26 protein-coding genes are annotated in these 24,959 nt (G+C 41.3%); 17 read left to right on the top strand and 9 right to left on the bottom strand.

Features of this window, described 5'->3' with window-relative positions; genetic code table 11:
* The first annotated feature begins 742 nt into the window (after positions 1–742).
* The 4 genes from glyQ to BZG42_RS07630 all read left to right on the top strand — a co-directional run bounded on the left by glyQ (position 743) and on the right by BZG42_RS07630 (position 4,428).
* Entirely contained in the window at positions 743–1,660 is a 918-nt protein-coding gene (gene glyQ, locus BZG42_RS07645) for a glycine--tRNA ligase subunit alpha (RefSeq protein WP_155996361.1), read from the top strand.
* Positions 1,660–3,696: a glycine--tRNA ligase subunit beta gene (gene glyS / locus BZG42_RS07640; RefSeq protein ID WP_155996363.1), complete on the top strand. Its 2,037-nt coding sequence runs from the start codon at positions 1,660–1,662 to the stop codon at positions 3,694–3,696. The genes glyQ and glyS overlap by 1 nt, the downstream gene beginning before the upstream one ends.
* Positions 3,696–4,052: a hypothetical protein gene (locus BZG42_RS07635; protein ID WP_024533148.1), complete on the top strand. Its 357-nt coding sequence runs from the start codon at positions 3,696–3,698 to the stop codon at positions 4,050–4,052. Before glyS ends, BZG42_RS07635 begins: the two co-directional genes overlap by 1 nt.
* 118 nt (positions 4,053–4,170) lie before the next feature.
* The gene (locus BZG42_RS07630; protein ID WP_155964264.1) at positions 4,171–4,428 is read left to right on the top strand and encodes a DUF896 family protein; all 258 of its coding nucleotides are present in this window, start codon (positions 4,171–4,173) and stop codon (positions 4,426–4,428) included.
* Positions 4,429–4,613: 185 nt separating this feature from the next.
* On the opposite strand, the gene BZG42_RS07625 is transcribed toward BZG42_RS07630, so the two are convergent.
* From BZG42_RS07625 to BZG42_RS07610, 4 genes are all read right to left on the bottom strand, one after another.
* Positions 4,614–5,951 (bottom strand): MATE family efflux transporter, encoded by a 1,338-nt coding sequence (locus BZG42_RS07625; RefSeq protein WP_155996365.1) that lies wholly within the window; start codon positions 5,949–5,951, stop codon positions 4,614–4,616.
* 67 nt (positions 5,952–6,018) lie between these two features.
* Positions 6,019–6,684 (bottom strand): potassium channel family protein, encoded by a 666-nt coding sequence (locus BZG42_RS07620; protein ID WP_024532865.1) that lies wholly within the window; start codon positions 6,682–6,684, stop codon positions 6,019–6,021.
* 12 nt (positions 6,685–6,696) lie between these two features.
* A complete protein-coding gene (locus tag BZG42_RS07615; RefSeq protein ID WP_024532864.1) occupies positions 6,697–8,046 on the bottom strand; it encodes a TrkH family potassium uptake protein in 1,350 nt (449 codons plus the stop codon).
* Between the two features lie 236 nt (positions 8,047–8,282).
* The gene (locus BZG42_RS07610) at positions 8,283–8,822 is read right to left on the bottom strand and encodes a Gx transporter family protein (RefSeq protein WP_120172067.1); all 540 of its coding nucleotides are present in this window, start codon (positions 8,820–8,822) and stop codon (positions 8,283–8,285) included.
* Between the two features lie 284 nt (positions 8,823–9,106).
* Between BZG42_RS07610 and BZG42_RS07605 the strand changes: the two genes are divergently transcribed.
* The 5 genes from BZG42_RS07605 to menA all read left to right on the top strand — a co-directional run bounded on the left by BZG42_RS07605 (position 9,107) and on the right by menA (position 14,628).
* The gene (locus BZG42_RS07605; protein WP_120172066.1) at positions 9,107–10,990 is read left to right on the top strand and encodes an NAD(P)/FAD-dependent oxidoreductase; all 1,884 of its coding nucleotides are present in this window, start codon (positions 9,107–9,109) and stop codon (positions 10,988–10,990) included.
* Positions 10,991–11,008: 18 nt separating this feature from the next.
* Positions 11,009–11,998 carry a polyprenyl synthetase family protein gene (locus BZG42_RS07600; RefSeq protein ID WP_120172065.1) on the top strand — a complete coding sequence of 330 codons (990 nt, stop codon included), beginning with the start codon at positions 11,009–11,011 and terminating at the stop codon, positions 11,996–11,998.
* A 77-nt stretch (positions 11,999–12,075) separates the two neighbouring features.
* The gene (locus BZG42_RS07595; RefSeq protein ID WP_024532860.1) at positions 12,076–12,558 is read left to right on the top strand and encodes an FMN-binding protein; all 483 of its coding nucleotides are present in this window, start codon (positions 12,076–12,078) and stop codon (positions 12,556–12,558) included.
* A gap of 71 nt (positions 12,559–12,629) precedes the next feature.
* On the top strand, positions 12,630–13,679 hold the full coding sequence (locus tag BZG42_RS07590) for an FAD:protein FMN transferase (RefSeq protein ID WP_155996367.1): 1,050 nt from the start codon (positions 12,630–12,632) through the stop codon (positions 13,677–13,679).
* Positions 13,672–14,628 carry a 1,4-dihydroxy-2-naphthoate polyprenyltransferase gene (gene menA / locus BZG42_RS07585; protein WP_165436990.1) on the top strand — a complete coding sequence of 319 codons (957 nt, stop codon included), beginning with the start codon at positions 13,672–13,674 and terminating at the stop codon, positions 14,626–14,628. The genes BZG42_RS07590 and menA overlap by 8 nt, the downstream gene beginning before the upstream one ends.
* Positions 14,629–14,668: 40 nt before the next feature.
* On the opposite strand, the gene BZG42_RS07580 is transcribed toward menA, so the two are convergent.
* A complete protein-coding gene (locus BZG42_RS07580) occupies positions 14,669–15,097 on the bottom strand; it encodes a NusG domain II-containing protein (RefSeq protein ID WP_024532857.1) in 429 nt (142 codons plus the stop codon).
* Between the two features lie 119 nt (positions 15,098–15,216).
* On the opposite strand from BZG42_RS07580, the gene BZG42_RS07575 reads away from it, so the two are divergent.
* The gene (locus tag BZG42_RS07575; protein WP_439709968.1) at positions 15,217–15,591 is read left to right on the top strand and encodes a hypothetical protein; all 375 of its coding nucleotides are present in this window, start codon (positions 15,217–15,219) and stop codon (positions 15,589–15,591) included.
* Between the two features lie 141 nt (positions 15,592–15,732).
* Here the strand turns inward: BZG42_RS07575 and BZG42_RS07570 are convergent, their stop codons facing one another.
* The 4 genes from BZG42_RS07570 to BZG42_RS07555 are packed head-to-tail and all read right to left on the bottom strand — an operon-like array spanning position 15,733 to position 17,580.
* Positions 15,733–16,068, bottom strand: a complete 336-nt coding sequence (locus tag BZG42_RS07570) for an MFS transporter (protein ID WP_120172062.1) — start codon at positions 16,066–16,068, stop codon at positions 15,733–15,735.
* A 12-nt stretch (positions 16,069–16,080) separates the two neighbouring features.
* Positions 16,081–17,163 carry a DUF3278 domain-containing protein gene (locus BZG42_RS07565; protein WP_120172061.1) on the bottom strand — a complete coding sequence of 361 codons (1,083 nt, stop codon included), beginning with the start codon at positions 17,161–17,163 and terminating at the stop codon, positions 16,081–16,083.
* Between the two features lie 10 nt (positions 17,164–17,173).
* Positions 17,174–17,374, bottom strand: coding sequence for a hypothetical protein (locus tag BZG42_RS07560; RefSeq protein ID WP_024532853.1), 201 nt, complete (start codon positions 17,372–17,374; stop codon positions 17,174–17,176).
* On the bottom strand, positions 17,371–17,580 hold the full coding sequence (locus BZG42_RS07555; protein ID WP_155964260.1) for a helix-turn-helix transcriptional regulator: 210 nt from the start codon (positions 17,578–17,580) through the stop codon (positions 17,371–17,373). Before BZG42_RS07555 ends, BZG42_RS07560 begins: the two co-directional genes overlap by 4 nt.
* 243 nt (positions 17,581–17,823) lie before the next feature.
* Between BZG42_RS07555 and rsmH the strand changes: the two genes are divergently transcribed.
* The 7 genes from rsmH (at position 17,824) to BZG42_RS07520 (ending at position 24,959) form a co-directional block, all read left to right on the top strand.
* Positions 17,824–18,774: a 16S rRNA (cytosine(1402)-N(4))-methyltransferase RsmH gene (rsmH, locus tag BZG42_RS07550; RefSeq protein WP_155996369.1), complete on the top strand. Its 951-nt coding sequence runs from the start codon at positions 17,824–17,826 to the stop codon at positions 18,772–18,774.
* Positions 18,775–18,784: 10 nt separating this feature from the next.
* Positions 18,785–19,108: a cell division protein FtsL gene (gene ftsL / locus BZG42_RS07545; protein WP_024532850.1), complete on the top strand. Its 324-nt coding sequence runs from the start codon at positions 18,785–18,787 to the stop codon at positions 19,106–19,108.
* On the top strand, positions 19,108–21,357 hold the full coding sequence (pbp2x, locus tag BZG42_RS07540) for a penicillin-binding protein PBP2X (RefSeq protein WP_120172059.1): 2,250 nt from the start codon (positions 19,108–19,110) through the stop codon (positions 21,355–21,357). The genes ftsL and pbp2x overlap by 1 nt, the downstream gene beginning before the upstream one ends.
* Before the next feature lies 1 nt (position 21,358).
* Positions 21,359–22,357 (top strand): phospho-N-acetylmuramoyl-pentapeptide-transferase, encoded by a 999-nt coding sequence (mraY, locus tag BZG42_RS07535; protein WP_155996371.1) that lies wholly within the window; start codon positions 21,359–21,361, stop codon positions 22,355–22,357.
* A 92-nt stretch (positions 22,358–22,449) separates the two neighbouring features.
* Complete coding sequence (locus tag BZG42_RS07530) at positions 22,450–23,283, top strand: hypothetical protein (RefSeq protein ID WP_156009241.1); 834 nt, start codon at positions 22,450–22,452, stop codon at positions 23,281–23,283.
* Between the two features lie 78 nt (positions 23,284–23,361).
* Positions 23,362–24,705 (top strand): DEAD/DEAH box helicase, encoded by a 1,344-nt coding sequence (locus BZG42_RS07525; protein WP_155996373.1) that lies wholly within the window; start codon positions 23,362–23,364, stop codon positions 24,703–24,705.
* A gap of 29 nt (positions 24,706–24,734) precedes the next feature.
* The gene (locus tag BZG42_RS07520) at positions 24,735–24,959 is read left to right on the top strand and encodes a DUF4059 family protein (protein WP_120172055.1); all 225 of its coding nucleotides are present in this window, start codon (positions 24,735–24,737) and stop codon (positions 24,957–24,959) included.

The raw sequence follows: 24,959 nt of genomic DNA, 5'->3' as shown, positions 1-24,959 counted from the left end.
AAAGCCTCAAGGCGTTCTTTAAGCGAGTGCAGGGTAGTGGGAGCTGGACAGGACAAGTTGAGTAGCTGGCGCTTTTGGGTTAGATACTGAAAAATTGCATCACAATGAAGTCATAAATTAGGGTGGAACCGCGTGCCATACGCCCCTATGCGTTAGCTAGGAGTGTATGGTAGGTGGTTTTTTGCTATAATAATCAACTATCCAAAAGGAGTGCAACGATGCTTACGGGTTCGGTACGAGACTGGGGATTTGTGTGGGGGCAGTGTCTTTTGCCATTGCTTGTTTTGTCGTAAGAATTGTCTCAGCTTTTTCGGTTCATGCTAGAGTAAGGCGAGAGATATTCAAGTGGACATCGGGCGAAGATAAATGAGCGACCTATGAGTTGTCGCAGGGGGAAATTCGCTAGTATTATTCAAGCTACCGTAATCAGATTTATCATACCAGTCAGGCAGCACTAACTGCTTTTGTTTTGAAGCTGGGAACGATTGATAGTTGTGACCAGGCTCTTGAGCAGTTGCCTTGGTTAGATGGCTAGTGCTAATTCATTAGTTATAAAAAAGGGGGACATTATGTCACAAAAATTAACTTTTACCTCGTTCAAGCGACTTTAGCGCCTTAAGGTGCTAGTCGCTAACGGTCACCGCTATGGCGGCTGACCTAGACGATGCACTGGGTTGTTTCCACTAGCATTATCGGCTTGCGAAAACAGCTGTCGCCAAAAATAATTTAATAAGGAGTACTTATGTCACAAAAATTAACTTTCCAAGAGATTATTCTCACTTTACAACAATTTTGGAATGAGCAGGGCTGCATGTTGATGCAGGCCTATGATACAGAAAAAGGTGCGGGAACCATGAGTCCGTACACCTTCCTACGTGCTATTGGTCCAGAGCCTTGGAATGCAGCTTACGTTGAACCATCACGTCGTCCTGCTGATGGTCGTTATGGGGAAAACCCAAATCGCCTCTATCAGCACCACCAATTCCAAGTAGTGATGAAGCCATCCCCATCTAATATCCAAGAACTCTACTTGGAATCCTTGGAGCGTCTGGGCATCAATCCATTGGAACATGATATTCGATTTGTTGAAGATAACTGGGAAAATCCGTCAACAGGGTCAGCTGGTCTTGGTTGGGAAGTCTGGTTAGATGGTATGGAAATTACTCAATTTACTTATTTCCAACAGGTTGGTGGTTTAGTAACAGGGCCTGTAACTGCTGAGGTAACTTACGGATTGGAGCGCTTGGCTTCCTATATTCAAGAAGTTGATTCGGTTTATGACATTGAGTGGGCTGCTGGTGTTAAGTATGGTGAAATCTTTACTCAGCCGGAGTATGAGCATTCAAAATATAGCTTTGAAGTTAGTGATCAAACTCTTCTCTTGGAGAATTTTGAAAAATTTGAAAAAGAAGCAGGACGTTGTCTGGAAGAAAATCTTGTTCATCCTGCCTTTGACTATGTTCTCAAGTGTTCACATACCTTTAACCTGCTAGATGCCCGCGGAGCTGTATCTGTGACAGAACGCGCAGGCTACATTGCCCGTATCCGTAATCTTGCCCGTGTCGTTGCTAAAACTTTTGTAGAAGAGCGCAAACGCTTGGGATACCCACTTTTGGATGCAGCAACACGAGCAGAATTACTAAAGGAGGATGCAGAATAATGGTTAAAAATTTACTTGTTGAGTTAGGTTTGGAAGAAATTCCTGCCTATATCGTAACCCCGGCCATGCAGCAATTGTGTGATCGTATGGCTACCTTTTTGACAGATAATCGTCTGTCTTTTGAAACAATTGATACATTTTCAACACCACGCCGTTTGGCTGTTCGTGTCCGTGGTTTGGCTGATCAACAGACAGACTTGACAGAGGACTTCAAGGGACCTGCTAAGAAGATTGCCTTGGATGCAGATGGAAACTTTACCAAAGCAGCAGAAGGTTTTGTACGTGGTAAGGGGCTGACAACAGCAGATATCCGTTTTGAGAATATTAAAGGTGAAGAATATGTCTATGTGACCAAGCACGAGGTTGGAAAGCCAGCTAAGGAAGTTTTAGCAGGGATTCCAGAGGTTTTAAAGGCTATGACCTTCCCTGTCAGCATGAATTGGGCATCTAACAAGTTTGCCTATATTCGTCCTGTTCATACTATGACAGTTTTGTTAGATGATGAGGTACTTGAGATGGACTTCTTGGGGATTTCATCAGGTCGCATCAGTCGTGGGCATCGTTTCCTTGGTCAAGAAACAGAGATCGTAAGTGCAGATTCTTATGAGGCAGATTTACGTGCGCAGTTTGTCATTACAGACCCGGTAGAACGCCAAGGCATGATTGTGGAACAAATCAAGAACATTGAAGAAGAACATAATGTTACTGTTGAAGTTGACGAGGATCTTCTGAATGAGGTTTTGAACCTGGTCGAGTATCCAACTGCTTTTATGGGCTTTTTCGATACCAAGTATTTGGAAGTTCCAGAAGAGGTCTTGGTGACTTCAATGAAAAACCACCAACGTTACTTTGTTGTACGTGATAAGGCTGGTAAGCTTTTGCCAAACTTTATCTCTGTTCGTAATGGCAATGATCAGTATCTTGATAATGTCATCAAGGGAAATGAGAAGGTTCTGATTGCTCGTTTGGAAGATGGAGAGTTTTTCTGGCGTGAAGATCAAAAACTCAAAATTGAAGATTTGGTAGATCGTTTGAAAGCTGTGACCTTCCATGAAAAAATTGGCTCGCTTTATGAACACATGGAACGCACTAAGGTGATTGCAGCTAAACTAGCAGACTTGGCTGACTTGTCCGCTGATGAGAAGGTAGATTTGGCACGTGCGGCCGATATTTATAAATTTGATCTTTTGACTGGTATGGTCGGTGAGTTTGATGAATTACAAGGCATCATGGGGGAGAAGTATGCTCTTCTTGCAGGGGAAAATCCAGTGGTAGCAGCAGCTATTCGTGAGCATTACTTACCGAATTCTTCCGAGGGGAATCTTCCTGAAAGTAGGGTTGGTGCGGTATTGGCCCTGGCTGATAAATTCGATACCTTGCTTTCCTTCTTCTCAGTTGGATTGATTCCGTCAGGATCAAACGACCCTTATGCTCTCCGTCGTGCTACCCAAGGTATTGTGCGCATCTTAGAAGCATTTGGTTGGGAAATTCCATTGGATGTATTGATTGCTGAGTTGTATAGCTTGAATTTTGCCAGCATGAGCTATGCTCATCAGACTGAGGTTATGGACTTTATCCGTGCGCGTGTAGAGAAAATGATGGATAGTGCTATTCCGAAAGATATTCGTGAGGCTGTGTTAGCCAGCTCGACCTATGTGGTTAGGTTGCAACTAGCGGCCAGCTCTGCTATTTTCCAAAAATCAGGTGAAGCAAGCTATAAGGAGGCTGTGGAAAACCTATCACGGGTCTTCAACTTGGCTGAAAAGGCTGAGACGATCATGATTGATGAAGCTCTTTTTGAAAATGATGAGGAGAGAGCTTTGGCTGAAGCAGTTGCTGGTCTGGAATTGACAGAAGATATGATTGGGAACTTGGATAAACTCTTTGCTCTTAGTCCAGTCATTGCTGCTTTCTTTGATAACACTATGGTAATGGCGGATGATGTAGCTATCAAAGCCAATCGCTTGGGGATCCTGAAAGCTTTGGCTGAAAAGGCAGAAGCGGTCGCAGTCTTCAACCTCTTGAATAGTAAGTAATGATGAAGAAAATCGTAAAACTGTTTGGTATTTTAGTCTGCATTTTAATAATAGCAGCTTGTACTTCCAAAACTTCTTCGACAGCTTGGTTAGAGGGGAATTGGCAGAGTGAGGAGTGGTCGGTTATTTACACCTTTAAGGAGTCTGAAAAAGGATGGATTATTTCTGGTGGAGATACTGTTTTAACAGAAGGAGCAAGTTTGACTCAGAATGAAGAAGGCTGGGTTTTAACGGATTCTAGTGGGGCTACTTTCCATATTAAGAAGATAGAGGAAAATCGTATCTCCTTCCAACAGGTAGCCTCAACGGGAACACTTGGAACAACTACTAGTGTGGAATTTACGAAATTAAAGTAGTAGAGAAAGGAATTGAACACGGGCTAAGGACTGTATAAAAGAGATGTTTTTTCTCGTATAAATGATACGGTGGAAAACTCCTATTCTTATTTCGTCCTTAACGCCCTTTGTATCTTATATGGAACAAGCAAAAATCAATCGTATCAATGAATTAGCTAAGAAGAAAAAAGCAGGTACTTTGACATCAGAAGAAAAAGTGGAGCAAGCAAAGTTGCGTGAGGAGTATATTGAAGGGTATCGTCGTGCCATTCGTCATCACATTGAAGGAATTAAGCTCGTGGATGAAGAAGGAAACGATGTCACACCTGAAAAACTTCGTCAAGTTCAACGAGAAAAGGGGTTACACGGGCGGAGCTTGGATGATCCGAACTCTTAAATATAAAAAGAGTCTGGGACAAAAAGATTTTCAATTTTGAAAATCTCAATTATCAAGTCCTTTAGATCTATAATTGAACAAAAAAAGCGAACAAACCAAGATTCTGATTGTCAGAAAACTGTTTTTGTTCGCTTTTTATATATGAAATTGGACTATTGTCCCAAGCTCTTCGTTATATAAGGGACTCAGACGGCCTCTCCTTTTTTTAGTTTCTTAGCCAAGATGATGGCGCTTGGAATAAGGACGAGGACGCTGCCAATCCAAGCTGCGGGATTAGCAGCCGCAACACCGTAAAAGCCAAAGAGATGAAGTCCTATAATTGCTACACCAGCCCGCATAATCAATTCGCCAAAACCAGCTAAGGTTGGAATGAAGCCTTTCCCCAAGCCTTGAACAAAGCTGCGAACAACAAATAGAATCGCTAGAATCCAATAACAAATTCCGTTGATGATAAAGTAAGTCAGAGCGAGAGAGGAGACTTCTTTACTGGCGTTTGGTAAAAATAAGCCGGCGAAGAAGGAGTGAAAAGTAATCAATAAGATGGCGTAGAAAATAGACCAAGCAATATCAATCCAGAGGGAATGTTTGAGCCCTTCAAGTATTCTCTCGTAGTATCTGGCTCCGTAGTTCTGTGCAGTAAAGGTAGAAACAGCTAGACCAAGATTGACCATGGGGAGCATAGCGAGTTGGTCGGTTTTACTAGCAATGGCTTGAGCCGCAATCGCATCTGTACCAAGCTGATTGAGCATGGCTTGAAGTGTGAGGGCACCGATTGCGATGATACTGGCTTGGAACCCCATAGGAAAACCAATCTGAGCATGCTTTTTCAAATTCTCCTTGTCCAATCTCCAATCGTCTCTGGTGAGATGGAAGTAAGGAATGTTCTTTTTTATGTGATAGAGGAGGTAGAGAACAGAAATTGCTTGAGCAGTGATTGTAGCAACACCGGCTCCAAAAACGCCCCAACCGATATACAAAATAAAGAAGAAATCGAGGGCGATGTTGATAAAGCAAGCAATGATTAGAGCAATTAAAGGGGTAATGGAATCACCTAGACTGCGGATGACTGCTGATAAATAATTATAGAATATAGTGAAAACCATTCCACCAAATATGGCAGACATAAAGCTCTGGGAGTATTCAATCAAGTTCATTGGAGTCTGTAGTAGCTCCAAAATTGGGCGTAAAAAGGCAAGCGATAGAACTGTAAGTACAAGACTGACTAGTGTGGAGTAAAAAAGTCCATGGACAAAGCTTCTCCGTAGTCCAATGGTATCTTTGGCTCCGAATCGTTGGGCGGAGACAATAGCTAATCCACTCATCAATCCTTGTGCGAAACCGATAATTAGAAATATCAAGCTGCCGGCTGTTCCAACGCTTGCGAAAGCTTCTTTTCCTAAGGTGTGTCCGACAATCATCGAATCTGAAAAATTATAGGCTAGTTGGAAAAACGAGCCAACCAGTAATGGGATGGTAAAACGCAAGATAACGATAATCGGTTTTCCTTTGGTTAAATCATTCATAAATTCTCCTTAAGTACAAGAAATAACAAGCCTACCGGTGAAAAATTCTAGTAGGCTTGTTTTTATTTTAGTTGGTCAAGTCTTCAAAATGATCAACAGTATTGTGGTCTGTAACAGCTAGAATCAGTTCGTTGGTTTTGAAGACATAATCAGGTGTTAGCTGGATGTTCAATTCTTGAGTTTCATTGTTGCGGAAACCAATAATATTGAGTTTATAATGTTGGCGTAGTTTTAATTCACCCAATGTTTTTCCAATCCATTTAACAGGTGGATGGAATTCAACGATGGAAACATTGCCATCTAATTCAAAAAGACTGGTTGTATCCCTGTGAAGTAATTGTTTGGCGAGAGAAATACCAGTTTCACGTTCGGGTGAAATCACTTTATCGGCTCCCACACGCAGAAGAACTTCTTTTGTGGTTGTCCCTTTCACCTTAGCGATAACCATTGGAACTCCCAGAACTTTGCTGTGCATGACTGCAAGAACACTGGATTCCAAATTTTCACCTGTGGCAACAACAACTGCATCACAGTTTCCAATTCCCGCTGCCCTAAGAAGAGAACGATCGGTGATATCACCAACGACACCACGTGTTAGAAAGGGCTCGAGGTGATTGATTTGTTGTTCGTGGTTATCAATGGCAATGATATTACAATCGTAATTATGCAAGGTCTTAGCGATAGTGGTACCGAAAACACCTAAGCCGAGAATTCCAATAGTGTAGTTTGACATAATTTCTCCTTTTTAAACAAGCATGGATGATTTTGCGTATTGTAGACTTTCTTTTTTAGACAGCTTCCGAGCAGAAAGACTAGCAAGGATAGATAGAGGACCGATGCGTCCAAAGAACATGAGAGCCATGATAATAGCTTGACCTGCCATGGTTAAATTGGGGGTTAGATTGGCTGTTACTCCAACGGTTGCTAGTGCCGACATTACCTCAAATATTACAAAGAGAAGCGGTTGTTGCCGGTCTGTAAGAGCGAGTGCAAAAAGTCCCATGATAAACATGAGGAGAAATACAGAAAAAGTTGCAAAGGCTTTACGAATACTGAGATTGTCAATGGTTCGACTCATGAAATTGGTATGAGGCAAACCTAATATTTCGCTGCGTGCATAGAGTACCAGAGTTAGGAAGGCAGTAATCTTAATACCACCTGCTGTACCACCAGGTGCCCCTCCCAACATCATTTGGAAAATGTAGATAAGAAGGGTGATGGGTTCGGCCTTGGTATAGTCAATACTAGCAAAACCGGCCGTTCGCATGGTAACTGTCTGGAAAAAACTTGCTAGAATCTTATGGCCAAATGATAGATTTCCGATGGTGGAAGGATTGTTCCACTCGGTGAGTAGGGTCAATAAGGTGCCGAGTACTAGAATAGTACCTGTCAAGCCTAGAACGACTTTTGTGTGAAACCCCAATTTAGATAGGCTACGTTTTTGACCAATTTGTGTTTGAAAGTCGAACCAGACGGAAAATCCTAAACCTCCCATGATGATGAGAGTGGCTAGTGTTAAGTTTATCAATGGATTGTCTACATACTGCCCCATGCTGCTTGTGCCCAAGTTGTCAAAACCTGCATTGCAGAAGGCTGAGATAGCTACGAAAATAGAAGTAAATATTCCTTTCGCCCATCCGAGTTCAGGAACAAACTGGAAGGAAAGTAGCAGGGCGCCGAAGGCTTCAATGCTTAAGGTAAAACCAAAAGCTGATTTGAGAAAGCTACGAAAATATTTGGTATCAGAACGATTTAATGCTTCTTGTAGGGTTGCCATATTCATGAAGTTCATCTTTCGTCCCCCCCGCAGGGCAAAGAGACCGATAAAACCGATTAAGCTCATCCCTCCAATTTGGATCAACATCATGCAAATGATCTGTCCAAATGTCGAATAGGTTTCAGCAACGGCCTTGGTAAAGAGTCCAGTTACACAAACCATAGAGACAGAAGTGAATAGGTGATCCCAGTAGGTTGCAGCAGAAGTACTAATCTGTGAGATGGGAAGACTTAGTAAAACAGATCCTGTCAGAATCACAAATAAAAAACTAACAATGATTCGTTGACTAGGAGAAAGTTTCATTCTAAATGGTAACATACATTCTACCTTTGCTAAAAAAATAAAGATGAAGCTATTGTAGCATAAAAGAAAGAAAATGTAAGGGACAAACAAGCAAAGGAGTAGATTTTTTCTTTTACGAAGTGTACGAAAAGTAGATTGTTGTGATAAAAGGAGCAGCCTTTCTGGAATTCAGTTGATATAGCCAGTTTGAGTGTCAATCAATTGATGAAAAACTGGCGGCTAGAGTTATCAATAAAGTAGGCCGTTGGAAGCTACTTCCACTCAGCTAGTATTTGCTTATGGTAGTGGCGGAGAGGTCCGACTTTTTGGAGAAGGTAGGTGGCAGCTAATCCAACGATGAGTCCTGATAAAATTCCTGTGAAGGCCAGAATAGGAAGATAGTTTAAGACAAATAGGGAACGTGCGATGATAGCGAAAACCAAGAGTTGTCCGAGATTGTGCAAGATACCACCCAGAATGGAGATTCCAATGGGACTCACTCGTTTAGGGCCAAGTTGCTTGGTAGCTAGCATCACTACATAACTAAGAGTAGTCCCTGCAAAGCCATAGAGGAAGGTTGAAAAAGTTCCACCCAAAAAGGTTGAAATAAGTAGGCGAAGTGCGACAACTTTAACGCTATCTTTAGCAGGTAAGGTAAAGATGGCAATAAGACTGATAAGATTTCCTAGTCCTAATTTTGCCCCCGGTGCAAAAGCAAGAGGTGGTGTAATCAATCGCTCCACCAAGGAGATGACGATTGCCTGCGCTGCCAACATGGTTATAAAATTAAGGGTTTGACGTTTGGAGTTCATGATAAAGTTGGTGTTATAATCAATTGAAATAACCTTCAAGCAAGGAATAAAGAGTAAGCAAGGCTGAGTCTAGGCAATTCAACAGCGGTGCATCCAACTCTCTTTCAATTGGTTATCTCTTTCTAGTCGAATATCTGTTCTACTATCATACTTGTTTTTGCTCGCTATGGCAAGCTTCGTCCGCATGTATATTACTAATTATTGAATTTTCCTTGTCAAGGTCCCTATAATGGGTTATAATGGGAACATGTAAATTGTTTTGGTTTTCACAAGGAGGAAACATTGTGACAAAAAATATTGTGGTTGTTGGTGCTGGTTATGCAGGGATTGCAGCAGCACGCTTGTTAGGAAAGACATTTAAAAAGAACCAAGATGTAACAGTTACCTTGATTGACAAGAACTCTTTCCACACTTATATGACAGAGTTACATGAAGTAGCTGCTGGACGTGTGGAAGCAAATGCCATCAAGTATGATCTCCAACGTATCTTTAAAAAGTATCCAAAAGTACAGTTGGTAACCGATAAGGTTGTTGAAATCGACTATGATAAAAAGCAGGTGGTCGCTGAACATCAAACTCTCGACTTTGACTACTTACTTCTTGCCATGGGAGGTGAGGCCAATGATTTTGGTGTAAAAGGTGTTAAAGAACATGGCTTTACTCTCTGGTCTATTGAAGCAGCAGAGCGCTTGCATGAGCACATTGTTGACGCTTGCTATCGGGCTATGCGTGAACATGATGAAGTCAAGAGACGTGCCTTGTTGACTTTTACTGTTATTGGTGCTGGATTTACCGGTATTGAGATGATTGGTGAGTTGATTGATTGGGTGCCAATCTTGGCGCGGGAGTTCAAATTAGATCCGAAAGAATTCTCACTCAAGGTAGTAGAAGCAACGCCAAACATTTTGGCTATGGTGACAGAAAAGGAGCAAGTTAAAGCTCGTAAGTATCTGGAGAAAAAAGGTGTTGAGTTGGTCCTTGGTGATGGTGTTGCTAGTATCCAAGAAGATAGCCTAACCCTTTCATCAGGTCGCCATATCCCTACTTATACTTCTATTTGGACAGCCGGTGTCCAAGCCAACACGGATGCTAGTGAATTCGGAATTGAAAGAGCACGAGCAGGGCGTTTGGTTGCCAATGAATTTATGGAAGCTAAGGGTAAGGAAAATGTCTATGTGGCAGGTGACTTGGTCTACTTTGAAGAATCAGAAGGCAAACCAACTCCGCAAATCGTTCAAGCTGCTGAGCAAACTGGACACACAGCAGCCAGCAATATTATCGCTGCTATAAAAGGTGGTGAGAAGCATAGCTACAAAGGGAAATACGATGGCTTTATGGTTTCTATCGGTGCGCGCTATGGTGTTGCATTCTTGATGGATAAGTACCACCTGTCTGGTTTCATGGCAATGGCTGTCAAACACATGGTTAACTTGCTGTACTTCTTCACTATTCGGAGTTTCTTCTATATGGGCTCCTATGTCCGCCATGAATTTTTTGATATTCAGAATAAACGGAATATTTTTGGCGGTCACACTTCAGGTAAAGGAAACCTGCTTTGGTCAGTTCCACTTCGTGTGTTGTATGGATCCGTTTGGCTTTATGAGGGTATAAAGAAAGCCTTTGGTCTGTTTGGAACAACTTCATGGTTTGGTGATAAGGTCGTCTTTCCATTCCCATGGTTGGCGGATCCAGTATCTGGTGCTTCGGCGGCAGAAGCAGTTTCTAGTGCATCACAGGCAGCAACGACAGCAGCAGAACCAATCTTTGGTTTGAGTTACGCTTATGGTGAGACACCGATGGCTGTACTTGACAAGATGCCTGACTGGTTTGCCTCTATCATGGAGTTTATTATGCCAAACCAAGAGGTGGCACTCTTTATGCAAAAATTCATGACCATAGCTGAAATTGGTATTGGTTTGGCTTTGATTGTCGGTGCCTTTGTTTGGATTGTGTCTGCGGCAACGGTTGCCTTGGTCGTTATGTTTAGTTTATCAGGCATGTTCTACTGGGTAAATATCTGGTTTATTCCTGCGGCTATCTCTCTTATGAATGGTGCAGGTAGAGCCTTTGGATTGGACTATTGGATAATGCCATGGCTTGGTCGTTTTCTTGATAGGAAAATTTATGGGAAACCCAAGCATATTTATCGTATAAAGGATAAAAAATAAAGGAAAATTAAAAAGCTAGTGGTACATCAAATTTGGAGCCCCTATCCCGACACTAAAAGGGGGTTGGAAGAGGTTAAAGCCATCATATTATCAGAGATGATGGTTTTGCATCCAGCAGTTAAGAGAAAGATTGTTGAGTATGTAGAGGCACCGGGCAAATACCTGCGTGCTGGCCTTTGTCTGCTCTTTGCCCAGATGATAGAGGGACAGATTAGTCGATCTAAATTGTACTTTGCTGCCCATTTGGAGGTCCTACATTTAGCGACTCTTATCCATGATGATGTCATTGATGGGGCAGGGAGGAGACGAGGTGTAGAAACAGTCCATCAGCAATTTTCCAATCGTATTGCCATCTATACTGGAGATTATCTCCTAGCCTATTCGGGACGCTTGTTGGAAAAAGGTCTGCGTTTACAAGAGCTTTCGCAGGAGGATTTCAATGTGGGTAATGATAAGCTAATGGAGATTATCCTGCGTGGTGAACTCTTACAGTTGCTTAATCAGTTTGATGCAGATATGACCATGAAAGCTTATCTGAAGCAAATTCAAGGGAAAACAGCCTTTCTATTCGGGTTAGCTTGTCAATTAGGAAGTTTTATTCCTGGACAATCCAAGAAGAACAGTAATCTAGCCTTTCGCTCTGGACAAGCGCTTGGCATGGCTTTTCAATTACGAGATGATTTGATTGATTACCAATTAGTTGAAAGTCAATCTGGCAAGCCGAGATTACAGGATATTCAAAATGGTATCTATACTGCCCCACTTTTGTTTGCTCTACGAGAAGATAAAGCGATTCGCCAGAATTTAACAGCCTATATTCACCAGCCAACTGTCGAGGGTTTGGAAGTGCTGGCTGAGAAGATTTTTGCTACACAAGCTATAGCAAGAACAGAGCAGTTAATGGTGGCTTATTTGAAAAAAATGACAAATTTTCTCGATAGAATGCCCAAGATATCTCAGGATTCGCTGCGAGAGTTATTAGAAACTATTTTTAGTCATTATTTTTAAAAAATACTAGACATTTTGATATATTCGGTATATTATTATATATAGAAAATTATTTATGTTATAAAAGGAGTGTTGTCATGAAAACAACTAAAATCGTGTTGAAAAGTTTGGTAGTTCTTGGTGCTGCTTTGACACTTGTTGCTTGTGGTTCTAAGAAGGAAGCTGCTTCAACACCATCTTCAGCTGCTAAAACAGCAGTATTGAAAGATGGAACTTACAAATCTGAATCAGGTAAGGATAAGCACGGCTACAAGATTGTTCACACATTGACTGTGAAAGACGGAAAAATCAGTGAATCAAAATTTGATTACCAAGCTGAAGATGGCAGCCTTAAATCAACTAATGAAGAATACAATAAAAACATGAAGGACAAGGCTGGTGTTTCGGCTGGTGAAGCAATTGAAAAATTGAATGCTGCCTTAGTAGCAAAACAAGAACTATCAGCTGTTGAAGTTGTGTCAGGTGCAACTCATACTTCTGAAGATTTTAAGAAGAGTACAGAAGCCCTTCTTAAAGCTGCTGCAGAAGGAAAAACAGAAACTGTAAAACTTGACAAATAAGGTCAATACAGAAAAGACACAGGAGCACTTGTTTGGCAACTGTGTCTTCTTATTTTTTGAAGGTGGAATCATTGAAAAAAATAGTGAGTCTTTTGTTTATTGGGACATTGATCGTTTTACTGATTGCCTGTGGAAGGAAACAAACAGAAGGGTTACCTCTTGTAAAAAATCCCTTGACACGCAGTGAGAGTCTTCTTCATACGGTTGTGCAATTGAGCATCTATCATGAGAATCAAGACGAGACGATGGAAAAGGCCATTGCTTACATCAAAGAGATGGAGAGTCTGCTATCAACAAATTTAGAGGGGGCAGATGTTTATCGTATCAACCAAGCAGCGGGAAAAGAAGCTGTAGAAGTAGATGAACGTACTTTTGAAGTTATCGAAAAAGCTATCCAAATGAGTAAAGAAAGTCAGGGCTTGTTCGATATTTCTATCGGTGCTATCAGTAATCTTTGGAAGATTGGAGATAAAGCAGCGCGTAAGCCAAGTGATGAGGAGATAAAAGCTGCTCTCCCTTCTATCAACTATCAGAATATTACCCTTGATAAGGAAAAGAAGACGGTTTTTATCAAGAAAGGCATGATTTTAGAGTTGGGAGCAATTTCCAAAGGCTACATTGCAGACAAGGTTCGAGAATTATTTGCAAGTAAAGGGATTACGACTGCGGTTATCAATCTTGGTGGCAATGTGGTTGTTATGGGAGATTCGCCAACGACTCAAAATGGTTGGAATGTCGGAGTTCAAGATCCAGATCAGGTCCGTGGTACCACGGTTGGCTCTGTGCCAGGAACCTGTCATTCCGTTGTTACCTCTGGTATTTATGAGCGCTATGTAGAAGTTGACGGGGTTAAATACCACCATATTCTTGATCCAAAGACAGGCTATCCTGTAGAAAATGATATTTCAGGAGTCACTGTTTTTTCAAAAACTTCGATCCAAGGAGATGCTTTATCCACAACACTATTTTTGCTCGGTGTAGAAAAAGGTCTTCATTTTATCAACCAAATGGATGGAGTTGAAGCGGTCTTCATTGATAAAAAACAGGGGGTCCATCTAAGTGATGGATTGAAAGAACGTTTTACATTAAGCAACAAGGAGTATCGTCTTGCCAATGAATAAATCAATTAGTGGTCTTAGTTTGCCTGTATTTTTAGAATTCGTTGAAATCAAAACAAAAGTGGCCAGTGTTTTTCCTATGACATTGGGAATTCTGTGGGCGGTCTATCGTTATCAGACCTTTAACTGGCTCAATACCTTTTTGTTTGTGTTGGCTGTTCTTAGCTTTGATATGTGTACTACCGCCATCAATAATAGTATGGATTATCATAAGGCTAAGGACGAAGCTTATCGTCAAGAAAGCAATGTTATCGGAAAGTTTTCGCTTGAATTTCGACAGATGATTGGGATTGTACTGGGCTTGTTGGTCTTTTCTATTATTGTCTCACTTATCCTCGTTTGGCGGACGAGCTGGTTACTCCTGCCCCTTGGAACTGTCTGTTTTCTCATTGGTATCTTTTATACCTTTGGTCCGATTCCTCTATCCAGAATGCCTCTAGGAGAAGTTTTCTCAGGTGTGACAATGGGGTTTGGTATCTTCTTCCTATCAGTCTTTATTCAGCAACCTGATTTGCTCTTGTCTAGTTATCTGAGCGGAAAATGGATGAGTTTGCACTTTTCTTGGACCAGACTCTTAGAAATTTTCTTCATGTCCTTGCCTTTAGTCACCCTCATTGCTAATATCATGCTGGCTAATAATACCTGTGATTTAGAAGAGGATGTTCGCAATCACCGCTATACCTTGGTTTACTATATTGGGAAGAAAAATGCTTTGAAATTATACTTTTTCTTGGCTAGTCTACCTTGGGTTCTGTTGTTCTTATACTGTGTGACGGGTTTCTTGCCAATCTGGGCTTTATTTGGTTTACTCGGTGTTTTACCAGCCTATAAGAGTCTCACAATTTACTTGAAAAAGCAAATCAAACGAGAAACCTTCGTCGAGTCAGTAAAAAGCTTTGTTCTTTTTGCGGGAATTTATCTGCTCGTGCTGGTTTTAGCAATTATTCTATAAAAATAGGACACAGTTAGACAACTGTGCCTTATTTTTATATTTATAGTGGTAAAATCAATTCTTCCTCATTGCTGTTTTTTCCACCAATAGCTTTAACCTCGATAAGAAGATTGTGGGGCAAGCAGACAGACAGTTGTCCGGGCTTGCTGATCCAGCTGGTCATAACAGCGATTTGGTCAGGACTATTGTCCTCCTTAACCCGAATGCGCTCGCCATCTATTTCGACAATATTGTACTGACCTTCATTTGGATAATAGGTCTTTTCTTGATGAGGAGTTGTTTGGGATAGTTCAAACTGATCAACCACTTGTCCGTTCACGCGGACATAGGCAATGATTCTTGTTTCATTACTGGTCACTGTCAGATGGGTATAGGTAAAAATAGCAGGGATAAACGATAAAAGGACTGTCAGTCCAATTAAAATGTAATCGAAGGGCTTGAGTTGCTTGAAAATGGTTTTGAATATCATATACTCTCTATTTTATAGAAAAAGTCGGTCTTTGTAAATGCTGGACTTGTATATTTATTTTTGAAAAAGCTTATGGAAAATGGTACCATTTTGATAGAAGACTACGGTGTGAAAGGAGAGTGGGATTAGGAATGTGTACGGAATGTTATATTGACAAAAATAGGGTAACCCCACTTTTTAACCCCTTGGATTGTTTGGAAAATCATACTCAATATATTTGTGGTTCTTGTGGTCGCTGTATTTGCATTGAGCGTGATCCGAGTCGAGGATTACAGCGATGGAATTTTCCATTCAAATCATTAGAAATCGCAACATTTTATCTACGTACCGCTGATTATAGTATGAAAAAGTCTTGTGGTATTTACGAATTGAAAAATGAAAAAGGTAGAATTTCTTATAAAATTTTTGCAGACATTGAAGATTTGCAACGGTACTTAAAAAAGAACAAAGGGAAGACCTGTGAGGATATGAAGCCTGTCTTTTCTGTTAAATAATATAGAGAATATGTCAATACTCAGGTGAGAAAATTAACAGTTAGTGAAATACAAGAGTACCTGTCAGAACGGTAAGCAAAACATGTAGAAGATAGAGTTCTGCGTGATAAATGCTAGCGGACAACTTTCCATCTTTACTTCCTATCGTTGATCTTTTTGAAAATAAAAGCGATAGAGGAGATAAATAGCAAAAAGAGCTGGGAAGATGAGAAGGAGTGGCTTTACAGAACCCAACCAAATACCAATACCGTAGGTAATGACCAGAGCAACAACAGCAAAGCTGTTCTGAATGAAAAAATAGTGTCTTTCCTCTTTGTTTGTGCATTGTCTACTACAGAGAATGATTGGAAAGTTGAGTAAGAAGATGCTTGTAAATGGTTCTTTTACCAGATAGGAATAGAGAGCAAAGGCACAGGCTAGGCTATAGAATGCTACAAAAAATAGGCTGATTTGCTTAGGTGTAAGTGGTTTATTCATACATTCGTACCCTTATCTTTTCTTAGTACTATCTGCTTCCAGTTTTTGCAGATAGGCAAGGGCAGACAGGGCTAGACTGGCAAAGAGGCCCATCATGCCACCGAAGAGGAGGGATTTTACGTGGAAGATGGAAGCCAGTAGGGGAAGCTGGAGGCTAAAGAGGTCTGCCAGCCCCGCAAAGAGGCTAGATAGCAGGGCAACTCCCAGTCCCCAAAAGAGTGGATTGAGGGTCTGTCCTTGTCTTTCCTCAGGGCTCAGTTCGTCCACGTCATATTGAGGCAGGTCAGCATGGAGGGTGCGCATATTAACGATACCAATTAGGATAATACTGAAGAAGGCAATGATTATTGGATAGTAGGCCGCCACCTCCACAGGATAGCGGTAGGCTAGGAAGTAGGCGATGGCATTTCCAAGAGCTAGGAAGTAGAAGTAGTAGATAAAGCCCTGCCCGCCGATAGCATCAGCCTCGGCCCGTCGGTATTCGTCTAAAGGACCGCGGATACCATAAAAACGTTTAATCATATTCTGGATCCACTTGGGTTCTTCTTTGGCAATAGCAGAGCTGATAGTCAGTTGTTCTGCTTTTTTCATGCGCTTGCGAAGCGTGATTTCGATAGCAATGCCCGTGAAAATACCTCCTAGACAGGCTGCTAGGAATTTTCGGAGGTCAAATAGATGGTCGAGAGGATTGAGTCCCTCCATCCAGGCACCAAAAACAACAGTCCAAATGTACATAACGGTAGTGAAATAGAGGGCGAATTTGAAACTTGCTCCCTTGAGTTGTTTCTGTTCCTTGGTAGTCAGTTCCTCTACATCTAAACTGTCCAGTTGACTGTGCCGGAGTTTAAACATTATGTAGGTACTAGCAGATAGGTAGGCTAGGAGCAGAGTAACGGGGTAGCCATAGGCAACGACTTCTGGGTAGCGTTTGGATAGAGCGAGTGCCAGTAGGGTAAGAGCCATGGTGCCCCAAAAGAGCAGGATAAAGCAGGTATTGCCTAGTCGGAAGGCTTCTTTTTGGCGAAATTCATCCAAGGGCCCTGCGATACCGTAAAATCGTTTGATTAATTTATCTTGAAAGGTTTCTTTTTTCATAAGCAGCTCCTTATTTTTGATCGAACAATGGTAAGATGTAAACAAAGCCTAAGAAGTAGATGGTCCCAGCAATCAGCAATTGTAGCCAAAATTTTGCTTGGCTGATGGTGTGCAAGATTTCTGCTCCGCTATTGCCCCAAAGCTGAAAGAGGACAAAGAGCGGGATAAAAATAAGGGTAGAGATGAGAGCTTTACGTGTGTTCTTTTTCATGGTAATTTTTTCCTTTCTATATCATTCCAAAAAAGGCTATTGAGATCGGTCTGTAAAGCTTTGGCTAGGTTGATACAGAGGTCTAGCGAGGGGTTGTACTTGTTGTTTTCAATCATGTTGATAGTTTGCCTGGATACGCCAATAGTCTTGGCTAAGTCTAGTTGGGAAAGTCCACAGCGCAGTCGGTAGTCTTTGACACGGTTCATGTGTCCTCCTTTTTATGTCTAATATATGTGATACATTGAAAAAATAAGAAGGTAGCTGCCCTTTTTCTTATCTGTTATATCTGGCGGATTGTTGCAGAAGGATTGAGGTGTCAAGTATATTTGACATCTGCTCGCAACGTTATTATACATGCTTTTCTTCATTATGTCAACTATATTTGACATTGTTTTTGTAAAAAGATTGCAACAACTTTTTATTTTATTTTGTGGTACAATAGAAAAGATATGACTAAGGAATTTAATCACACGACTGTTCTGTTACATGAAACAGTGGATATGCTAGATATTAAACCGAGTGGAACTTATGTGGATGCAACGTTGGGTGGAGCAGGGCATAGTGAGTACCTGCTTAGTCAATTGACAGATGGAGGACACCTCTACGCCTTTGACCAAGACCAAGCAGCCATTGATCATGCTCATGTTCGACTGGCTCCCTATATCGAAAAAGGTCAGGTTACTTTTATCAAGGATAATTTTCGCCACCTCAAGGCACGTTTAGCTGAATTTGGTGTGACAGAGATCGATGGGATTTGTTACGATTTGGGAGTATCTAGCCCTCAGCTTGATGAGCGGGAACGTGGTTTTTCCTATAAACAAGATGCTCCTCTTGATATGAGGATGAATCGTGATGGATGTTTGACAGCTTATGATGTGGTAAATAAGTATGACTACCACGACTTAGTGCGGATTTTTTTCAAGTATGGAGAAGATAAGTTTTCCAAGCAAATAGCTCGTAAAATTCAACAAGCGCGTGCGATTAAGCCAGTTGAAACTACGACAGAATTGGCGGCTATTATCAAATCGGCCAAACCAGCTAAGGAACTCAAAAAGAAAGGGCATCCAGCTAAGCAAATTTTTCAGGCTATTCGTATTGAGGTCAATGATGAGCTTGGTGCAGCAGATGAGTCTATCCAGCAAGCTATTGATTTACTAGCTTTAGATGGACGGATTTCAGTCATCACCTTCCATTCTTTGGAGGATCGTCTGACGAAACAGTTGTTTAAGGAAGCTAGTACTATTACTGTTCCCAAGGGACTGCCCTTTATTCCAGATGACTTGAAGGCTCCACTGGAGTTGGTGAATCGTAAGCCAATTTTACCGAGTCAAGAAGAAATGGCTGCTAACAATCGCGCTCATTCAGCTAAATTGCGTGTAGCAAAGAGAATACACAAGTAGGAGAAAGTCTATGTTGCAAGAAAAACGTAGGGAAGCCACTATGCGAGTGATTGGTGATAAAATCAAGACCTTTACACGTGTGGAAAAAGCATTCTATGCAAGTATCGTCTTATCCGGTCTCGCTCTTGCGATTGGAGTTATTTTCATGCAGACTAGGCTCTTGCAGCTCCAGTCTGAGATGGCTAAGGTCAATCAAGAAATCAATCAAAAGCAGATTGAAATCAATGATGCTAAGCAAGCGGTCAATGAATTGACACGATCCGCTCGCTTGATGGAAATTGCTAAAAAAGCTGGATTAACTTTTAATAATGACAATATTGGAGTAGCCGAATAATGCCCAGAAAAAACAATAAACTCTTGCGGTATGTCTTGAGAAAGCGATATGTTCCGTCAAAAAATCGTCGGAGAGTAGGACAAAGCCTTCTTCTTTTGACGGTTTTCGTCTTTTTTCTCTTTTTAATCAATTTTGCCTACATTATTGGTACGGACAGTAAGTTTGGAGTGGCTTTATCAGAAAGAGCAAAGGCTGTTTATCAGCGTGAAGTGACTGTACAAGCTAAACGTGGGACTATATACGATCGCACAGGGATTCCGATTGCTGAAGATTCGACAACCTATACTATATATGCCATCATCGACAAAAAGTATGTGTCAGAGCAGAAGAAGATTTTATATGTCCAATCTTCTCAGTTCAGCAAAGTAGCAGATGTTTTGAAGAAACACCTCGGAATGGAGACGGACTACGTTAATAAACAGCTAAACCAGCCGGACTTAAAACAGGTTTATTTTGGAACTTTAGGAAAAAATATTTCTTACAGTACCATGACGAACATCAAAGAAGAGATGAAGGCTGCGGGTATTGAAGGGATTGCCTTCAATGCTAGTCCTGGTCGGATGTATCCAAATGGGAATTTTGCTTCTATCTTTGTGGGCTTGGCAAACTTAATCGAGAATAAAGATGCAAGTTATAGCTTGCAAGGTGTGAGTGGTTTGGAATACTATTTGAATAGTATTTTGGCTGGTCAAGATGGCAAGGTTATTTATGAAAAAGATAGTCAAGGGCGTATCCTGCCGGGAACAGAAAAAGTTGAAAGAGACACCGTCAATGGACAGGATGTTTACACAACTATTTCGGCGGACTTGCAGCGTTCCCTTGAAACAAATATGAATACTTTCTTCAATAATGCTAAGGGACGTTATGCCAACGCTACCCTCATTTCAGCTAAGACGGGAGAAATATTGGCAACCACCCAGCGTCCAAGTTATGATTCAGATACCAAGGAAGGATTGGGAGAAGAAGGATTATTGGAGCGGTCACTCTTGTACCAAGAAGCTTTTGAACCAGGTTCGACAATGAAGGTGCTGACAGTGGCTTCAGCTATTGATAATGGAACCTTTAATCCAAATGCTTATTATACCAACAATGAATACACCATTGCAGATGCAAAAATTAACGACTGGACACTGAATGCGGGTTACTCTGCTGTTACCCTCAATTATGCTCAGGGTTTTTCTTTGTCAAGTAACGTTGGGATGACCCTCTTGCAGCAGCAGATGGGCGATGAGAAGTGGCTCAATTACCTGACAAAATTCCGATTTGGTTATCCAACACGTTTTGGGATGGGAGATGAGGCACCGGGGATGGTACCAGAGGATAACATCGTTTCCATCGCCATGTCATCTTTCGGCCAAGGTATTTCTGCCAATCAGGCTCAGATGATTCGTAGTTTCACTTCTATTGCTAATAGTGGAGTCATGCTGGAACCTAAATTCATTTCAGCACTTTACGATCCCAACACCGGTACAGCCAGAGTTTCTTCCAAAGAGGAAGTGGGGAATCCTGTTTCTAAAAAAGCGGCAGATGATACACTTCGCTATATGATCAATGTGGGAACGGATCCCATCTATGGAACCCTGTATTCTCATGATTTGCATGCTCCAGCCATTCAGGTGGACGGTTATGATATTGCAGTTAAGTCGGGAACAGCGGAAATTGCCAGCGAAGACGGTCGAGGCTATATTAAGGGCGCTTATATCAATTCGGTAGTCGCCATGATTCCTGCAGAAAATCCTGAATTTATCATGTATGTAACGATTCGTCAGCCGGAAGTTTTGAATGTCCTATCATGGCGAGATATTATCAATCCAACTCTGAAAGAAGCGATGCTCCTGAAGGACAACTTAAATCTTAATGCACCTGCTCCGGCTTTAACTCGAGTCACTACTGAAACAGAATACAAATTACCAGATCTTATCGGAAAAGATCCGGGAACATCCGCTGAGGAACTTCGTCGTTACCTCGTTCAACCAGTTATTTTAGGAAACGGATCCGAGATTAAAAAGGTTTCGCTAGAAAAAGGAAGTACGATTGCAGCCAATCAACAACTTCTCTTATTGACCAATAAATTTGAGGAGATGCCAGATTTATATGCAGTCACCAAAGAGAATATGGAGCGTTTTGCTGAATGGACCGGGATTGAAGTGACCTATAAAGGTTCGGGTTCAAAAGTTGTGAAACAGAGCGTTGGGATTGGTACAAAGCTGAAAAAAATCAAGAAAATTACAGTTACATTAGGAGATTAACATGCAATTTGCACTTGTGTCTGGATTGGTTGCTTTTTTTGCAACAGTTCTCTTTATTCCACATTTTATTACTTTTTATCAGGCCAAGCGTATTGAAGGCCAGCAGATGCACGAAGATGTCAAACAACATCAATTTAAGGCTGGAACTCCCACTATGGGAGGAACGGTGTTTTTGGTTGTTGCTGTTCTGACCAGTTTTGTCTTTGCTACTTTCTCTCAGTTGTTGACAGGAGGGGTCATTGCAGTTCTCTTCATTCTAGCCCTGTATGGTCTTATCGGCTTTTTAGATGATTTTTTGAAAATCTTCCGCAAGATTAACGAGGGGCTTAGTCCTAAGCAAAAATTAGCTTTACAGATTTTAGGCGGTGTTGTTTTCTACTTCCTTCACATGAAAGGTGCAGGTGGTGGCGAGCTTAATGTGTTTGGCTATATGATAAACGTGGGAATTTTTTACCTTCCATTTGTACTCTTTTGGTTGGTCGGTTTTTCAAATGCGGTCAATCTGACAGATGGAATTGATGGCTTGGCCTCTATTTCAGTAGCTATTAGTCTGTTAACCTACTCTATTATCGCCTACAATGAGCAAAAGTATGATATTCTTTTAGTCTGTCTCACCATGATCGGTAGTCTTTTGGGCTTCTTTACCTACAATCGTAAGCCGGCCAAAATCTTCATGGGAGATGTGGGAAGTTTGGCATTAGGAGGGATGCTGGCAACGATTTCTATGGTTCTTCACCAAGAATGGACCCTCCTTCTCATCGGTCTGGTCTATGTAATTGAGACATCATCTGTTATGCTACAAGTTTCTTATTTCAAGTACACTAAAAAGCGTTTTGGAGAAGGCCGGCGTATCTTTCGTATGACGCCCTTTCATCACCATTTAGAGCTCGGAGGTTTGACCGGAAAAGCTGAAAAATGGAGCGAGTGGAAAGTTGATTTTTTCCTCTGGTCAGTCGGTCTCATCATGAGCTTGATTACCCTAGCTATTCTTTATCTATAAAATGTCAGAAACAGCAGAAATGCTGTTTTTTTACCTTGACAAATATGGTCGGGGGGGGGGTAAAATAGAGAGAGAATTGGTGGAGGATAAAAATGGAACAATTCAGTCAAGAACAGTTATATGGAGTGGTTATTCAAACCATGACAGCTGCTAGTCAACTTCCTATGGTTAAAGTCAATCGGGAAGAATTTTTGAAGACTCGTTTTAAAGATAGTCCCTATCTAGATAAAATTATTGCGGATGGGCCAACGGCGGTCTTCACTACAAAAGCTTTGCGTAAGGAAGCTGAAAAAATCATTAATGATATGACTACGAAAACATCTTTGATTTCTTTCGCAGCTGGTTTACCGGGGAATCCATTTACAGCGGTGGCGGCAGGTACTGCTGATATAGCTCAGTATTTTGGTTTTGCCTTGAATTTGTCGCAACAAATCGCTTATCTTTTTGGTGAAGATGAATTATTTGTTGGTGAAGGGAAGGAAATTTCAGAAGAGGTTCAAATCCGCATTATTGCCTACATTGGTGTCATGTTTGGAGCAGGTGGTTCAGCAGTTCTTCTCAATAAAGTATCCAAGACAGTCGGAGCTAATATCGGTAAAAAAGTAGCTATGCAGGCCTTGACCAAGACAACTTGGTATCCCTTGGTGAAAAAGGTAGCCGCAGTGATTGGTGTGAACATTACCAAAAAGACTGTTGAGAAGACCATTGCCAATGCAGTCCCTATTTTGGGTGGTCTGATTTCAGGAGGTTTGACCTATTTTACCTTCCAGCCCATGGGAGGGATGTTGGCAGACACATTTGTGAAAAAAATAAATGGTGATTTTGATGGCGAATTAGAACTCACTGAGGCCTTTAAAGCAAGTTTGGAAGAAGAGAAGGAACTTGGAATTATTGAGGCAGAATTTACTGAAGCAAGCGAGAGTTGATTAGGACGGGTATCCGTCCTTTTTGCTTGTCCACCTAAATCGTGCTATAATGGAGGGAATACAACTAAAGAGGAAACTATGAAATTTACGGATATGAAACTCAAGCCTTATATTCAGGAGGCTTTGAAAGAAATTAACTTTGTCCAGCCGACAGAAGTTCAGGAGAAATTGATTCCTGTTGTTTTGTCAGGGCGAGACTTGATAGGGGAATCAAAAACAGGTTCGGGTAAGACCCATACCTTCTTGATCCCGATTTTCCAAAAATTAAATGAGGAATTGGACCAAGTTCAGGCTGTTATTACAGCACCATCACGTGAATTGGCGACTCAGATTTATCAAGCTGCTCGTCAAATTGCTGAGCATGCTGAGACGGAAGTTCGGGTGACCAACTATGTCGGTGGGACGGATAAAAATCGTCAAATTGACAAGCTTCAAGCTAGTCAGCCCCACATTGTTGTTGGGACACCAGGGCGTATCTATGATTTGGTCAAATCAGGTGACCTTGCTATCCATAAGGCAGGTATTTTCGTGGTGGACGAGGCGGATATGACTTTAGATATGGGCTTTTTAGAAACTGTAGATAAGATTGCGGGCAGTCTGCCTAAAAATCTGCAATTTTTGGTTTTCTCAGCCACTATTCCGCAGAAATTGCAGCCTTTCCTGAAGAAATATTTGTTCAATCCAGTCATGGAACAAATCAAAACTCGTACTGTTATCTCAGATACCATTGAGAATTGGCTAATTTCAACCAAAGGTCGTGATAAAAATGCACAAATTTTAGAAATTACCAAGCTAATGCAGCCATATTTAGCTATGATTTTTGTCAATACTAAGACCCGTGCAGATGAGTTGCATAGCTATCTGATAGCAAATGGTTTGCGGGTTGCCAAGATTCATGGAGACATTCCACCACGTGAACGCAAGCGCATCATGAATCAGGTTAAGAATTTGGATTATCAATACATCGTGGCAACAGATTTAGCTGCTCGTGGGATTGATATTGAAGGTGTCAGCCATGTTATCAATGATGCTATTCCGCAAGATCTTTCTTTCTTTGTCCATCGTGTCGGTCGTACGGGTCGTAATGGTTTATCAGGTATCGCTATTACTCTTTATCAACCGAGTGATGATGCCGATATTCGGGAGTTGGAAAAACTCAATATTGCATTTCTACCAAAAGAAATGAAAAACGGTGAGTTTGTTGATACCTATGATCGAGACCGTCGTGTCAATCGTGAAAAATCTCATGAGAAGTTGGATTTAGAAATGATTGGACTGGTCAAGAAGAAAAAGAAAAAAATCAAACCTGGCTATAAAAAGAAAATCCAATGGGCAGTGGATGAAAAACGTCGCAAGACCAAGCGGATTGAAGCGCGTGCCAAAGGTCGTGCAGAGCGAAAGGCTAAGCGCCAAACTTTTTAAGGTGATTTTAAGATAATTGAGGAAAATAAATGTTACAAAACATTTTAAGTTTTTATTTGCAAGGTCTATTGCTGGCTTCTTTGTTAATCATCTCTGCCAGTCTAGTCTGGTTTGTTCTACGGATGACAAAAGGTGTGGATAAAACCTTGCAAGAGCGGCAAGATTTCTTGTTTGACTTACTGATGATTGATGTAATGACGATTCCCATTGTAGCTTTTGGGATAGTGGGAATTTTGCTAATGCTAAAAGCATAG

The sequence above is a fragment of the Streptococcus sp. DAT741 genome (assembly GCF_009866825.1).
Taxonomy (GTDB): domain Bacteria; phylum Bacillota; class Bacilli; order Lactobacillales; family Streptococcaceae; genus Streptococcus; species Streptococcus ruminantium.
This window is presented reverse-complemented; position numbering and strand designations above follow the sequence as displayed.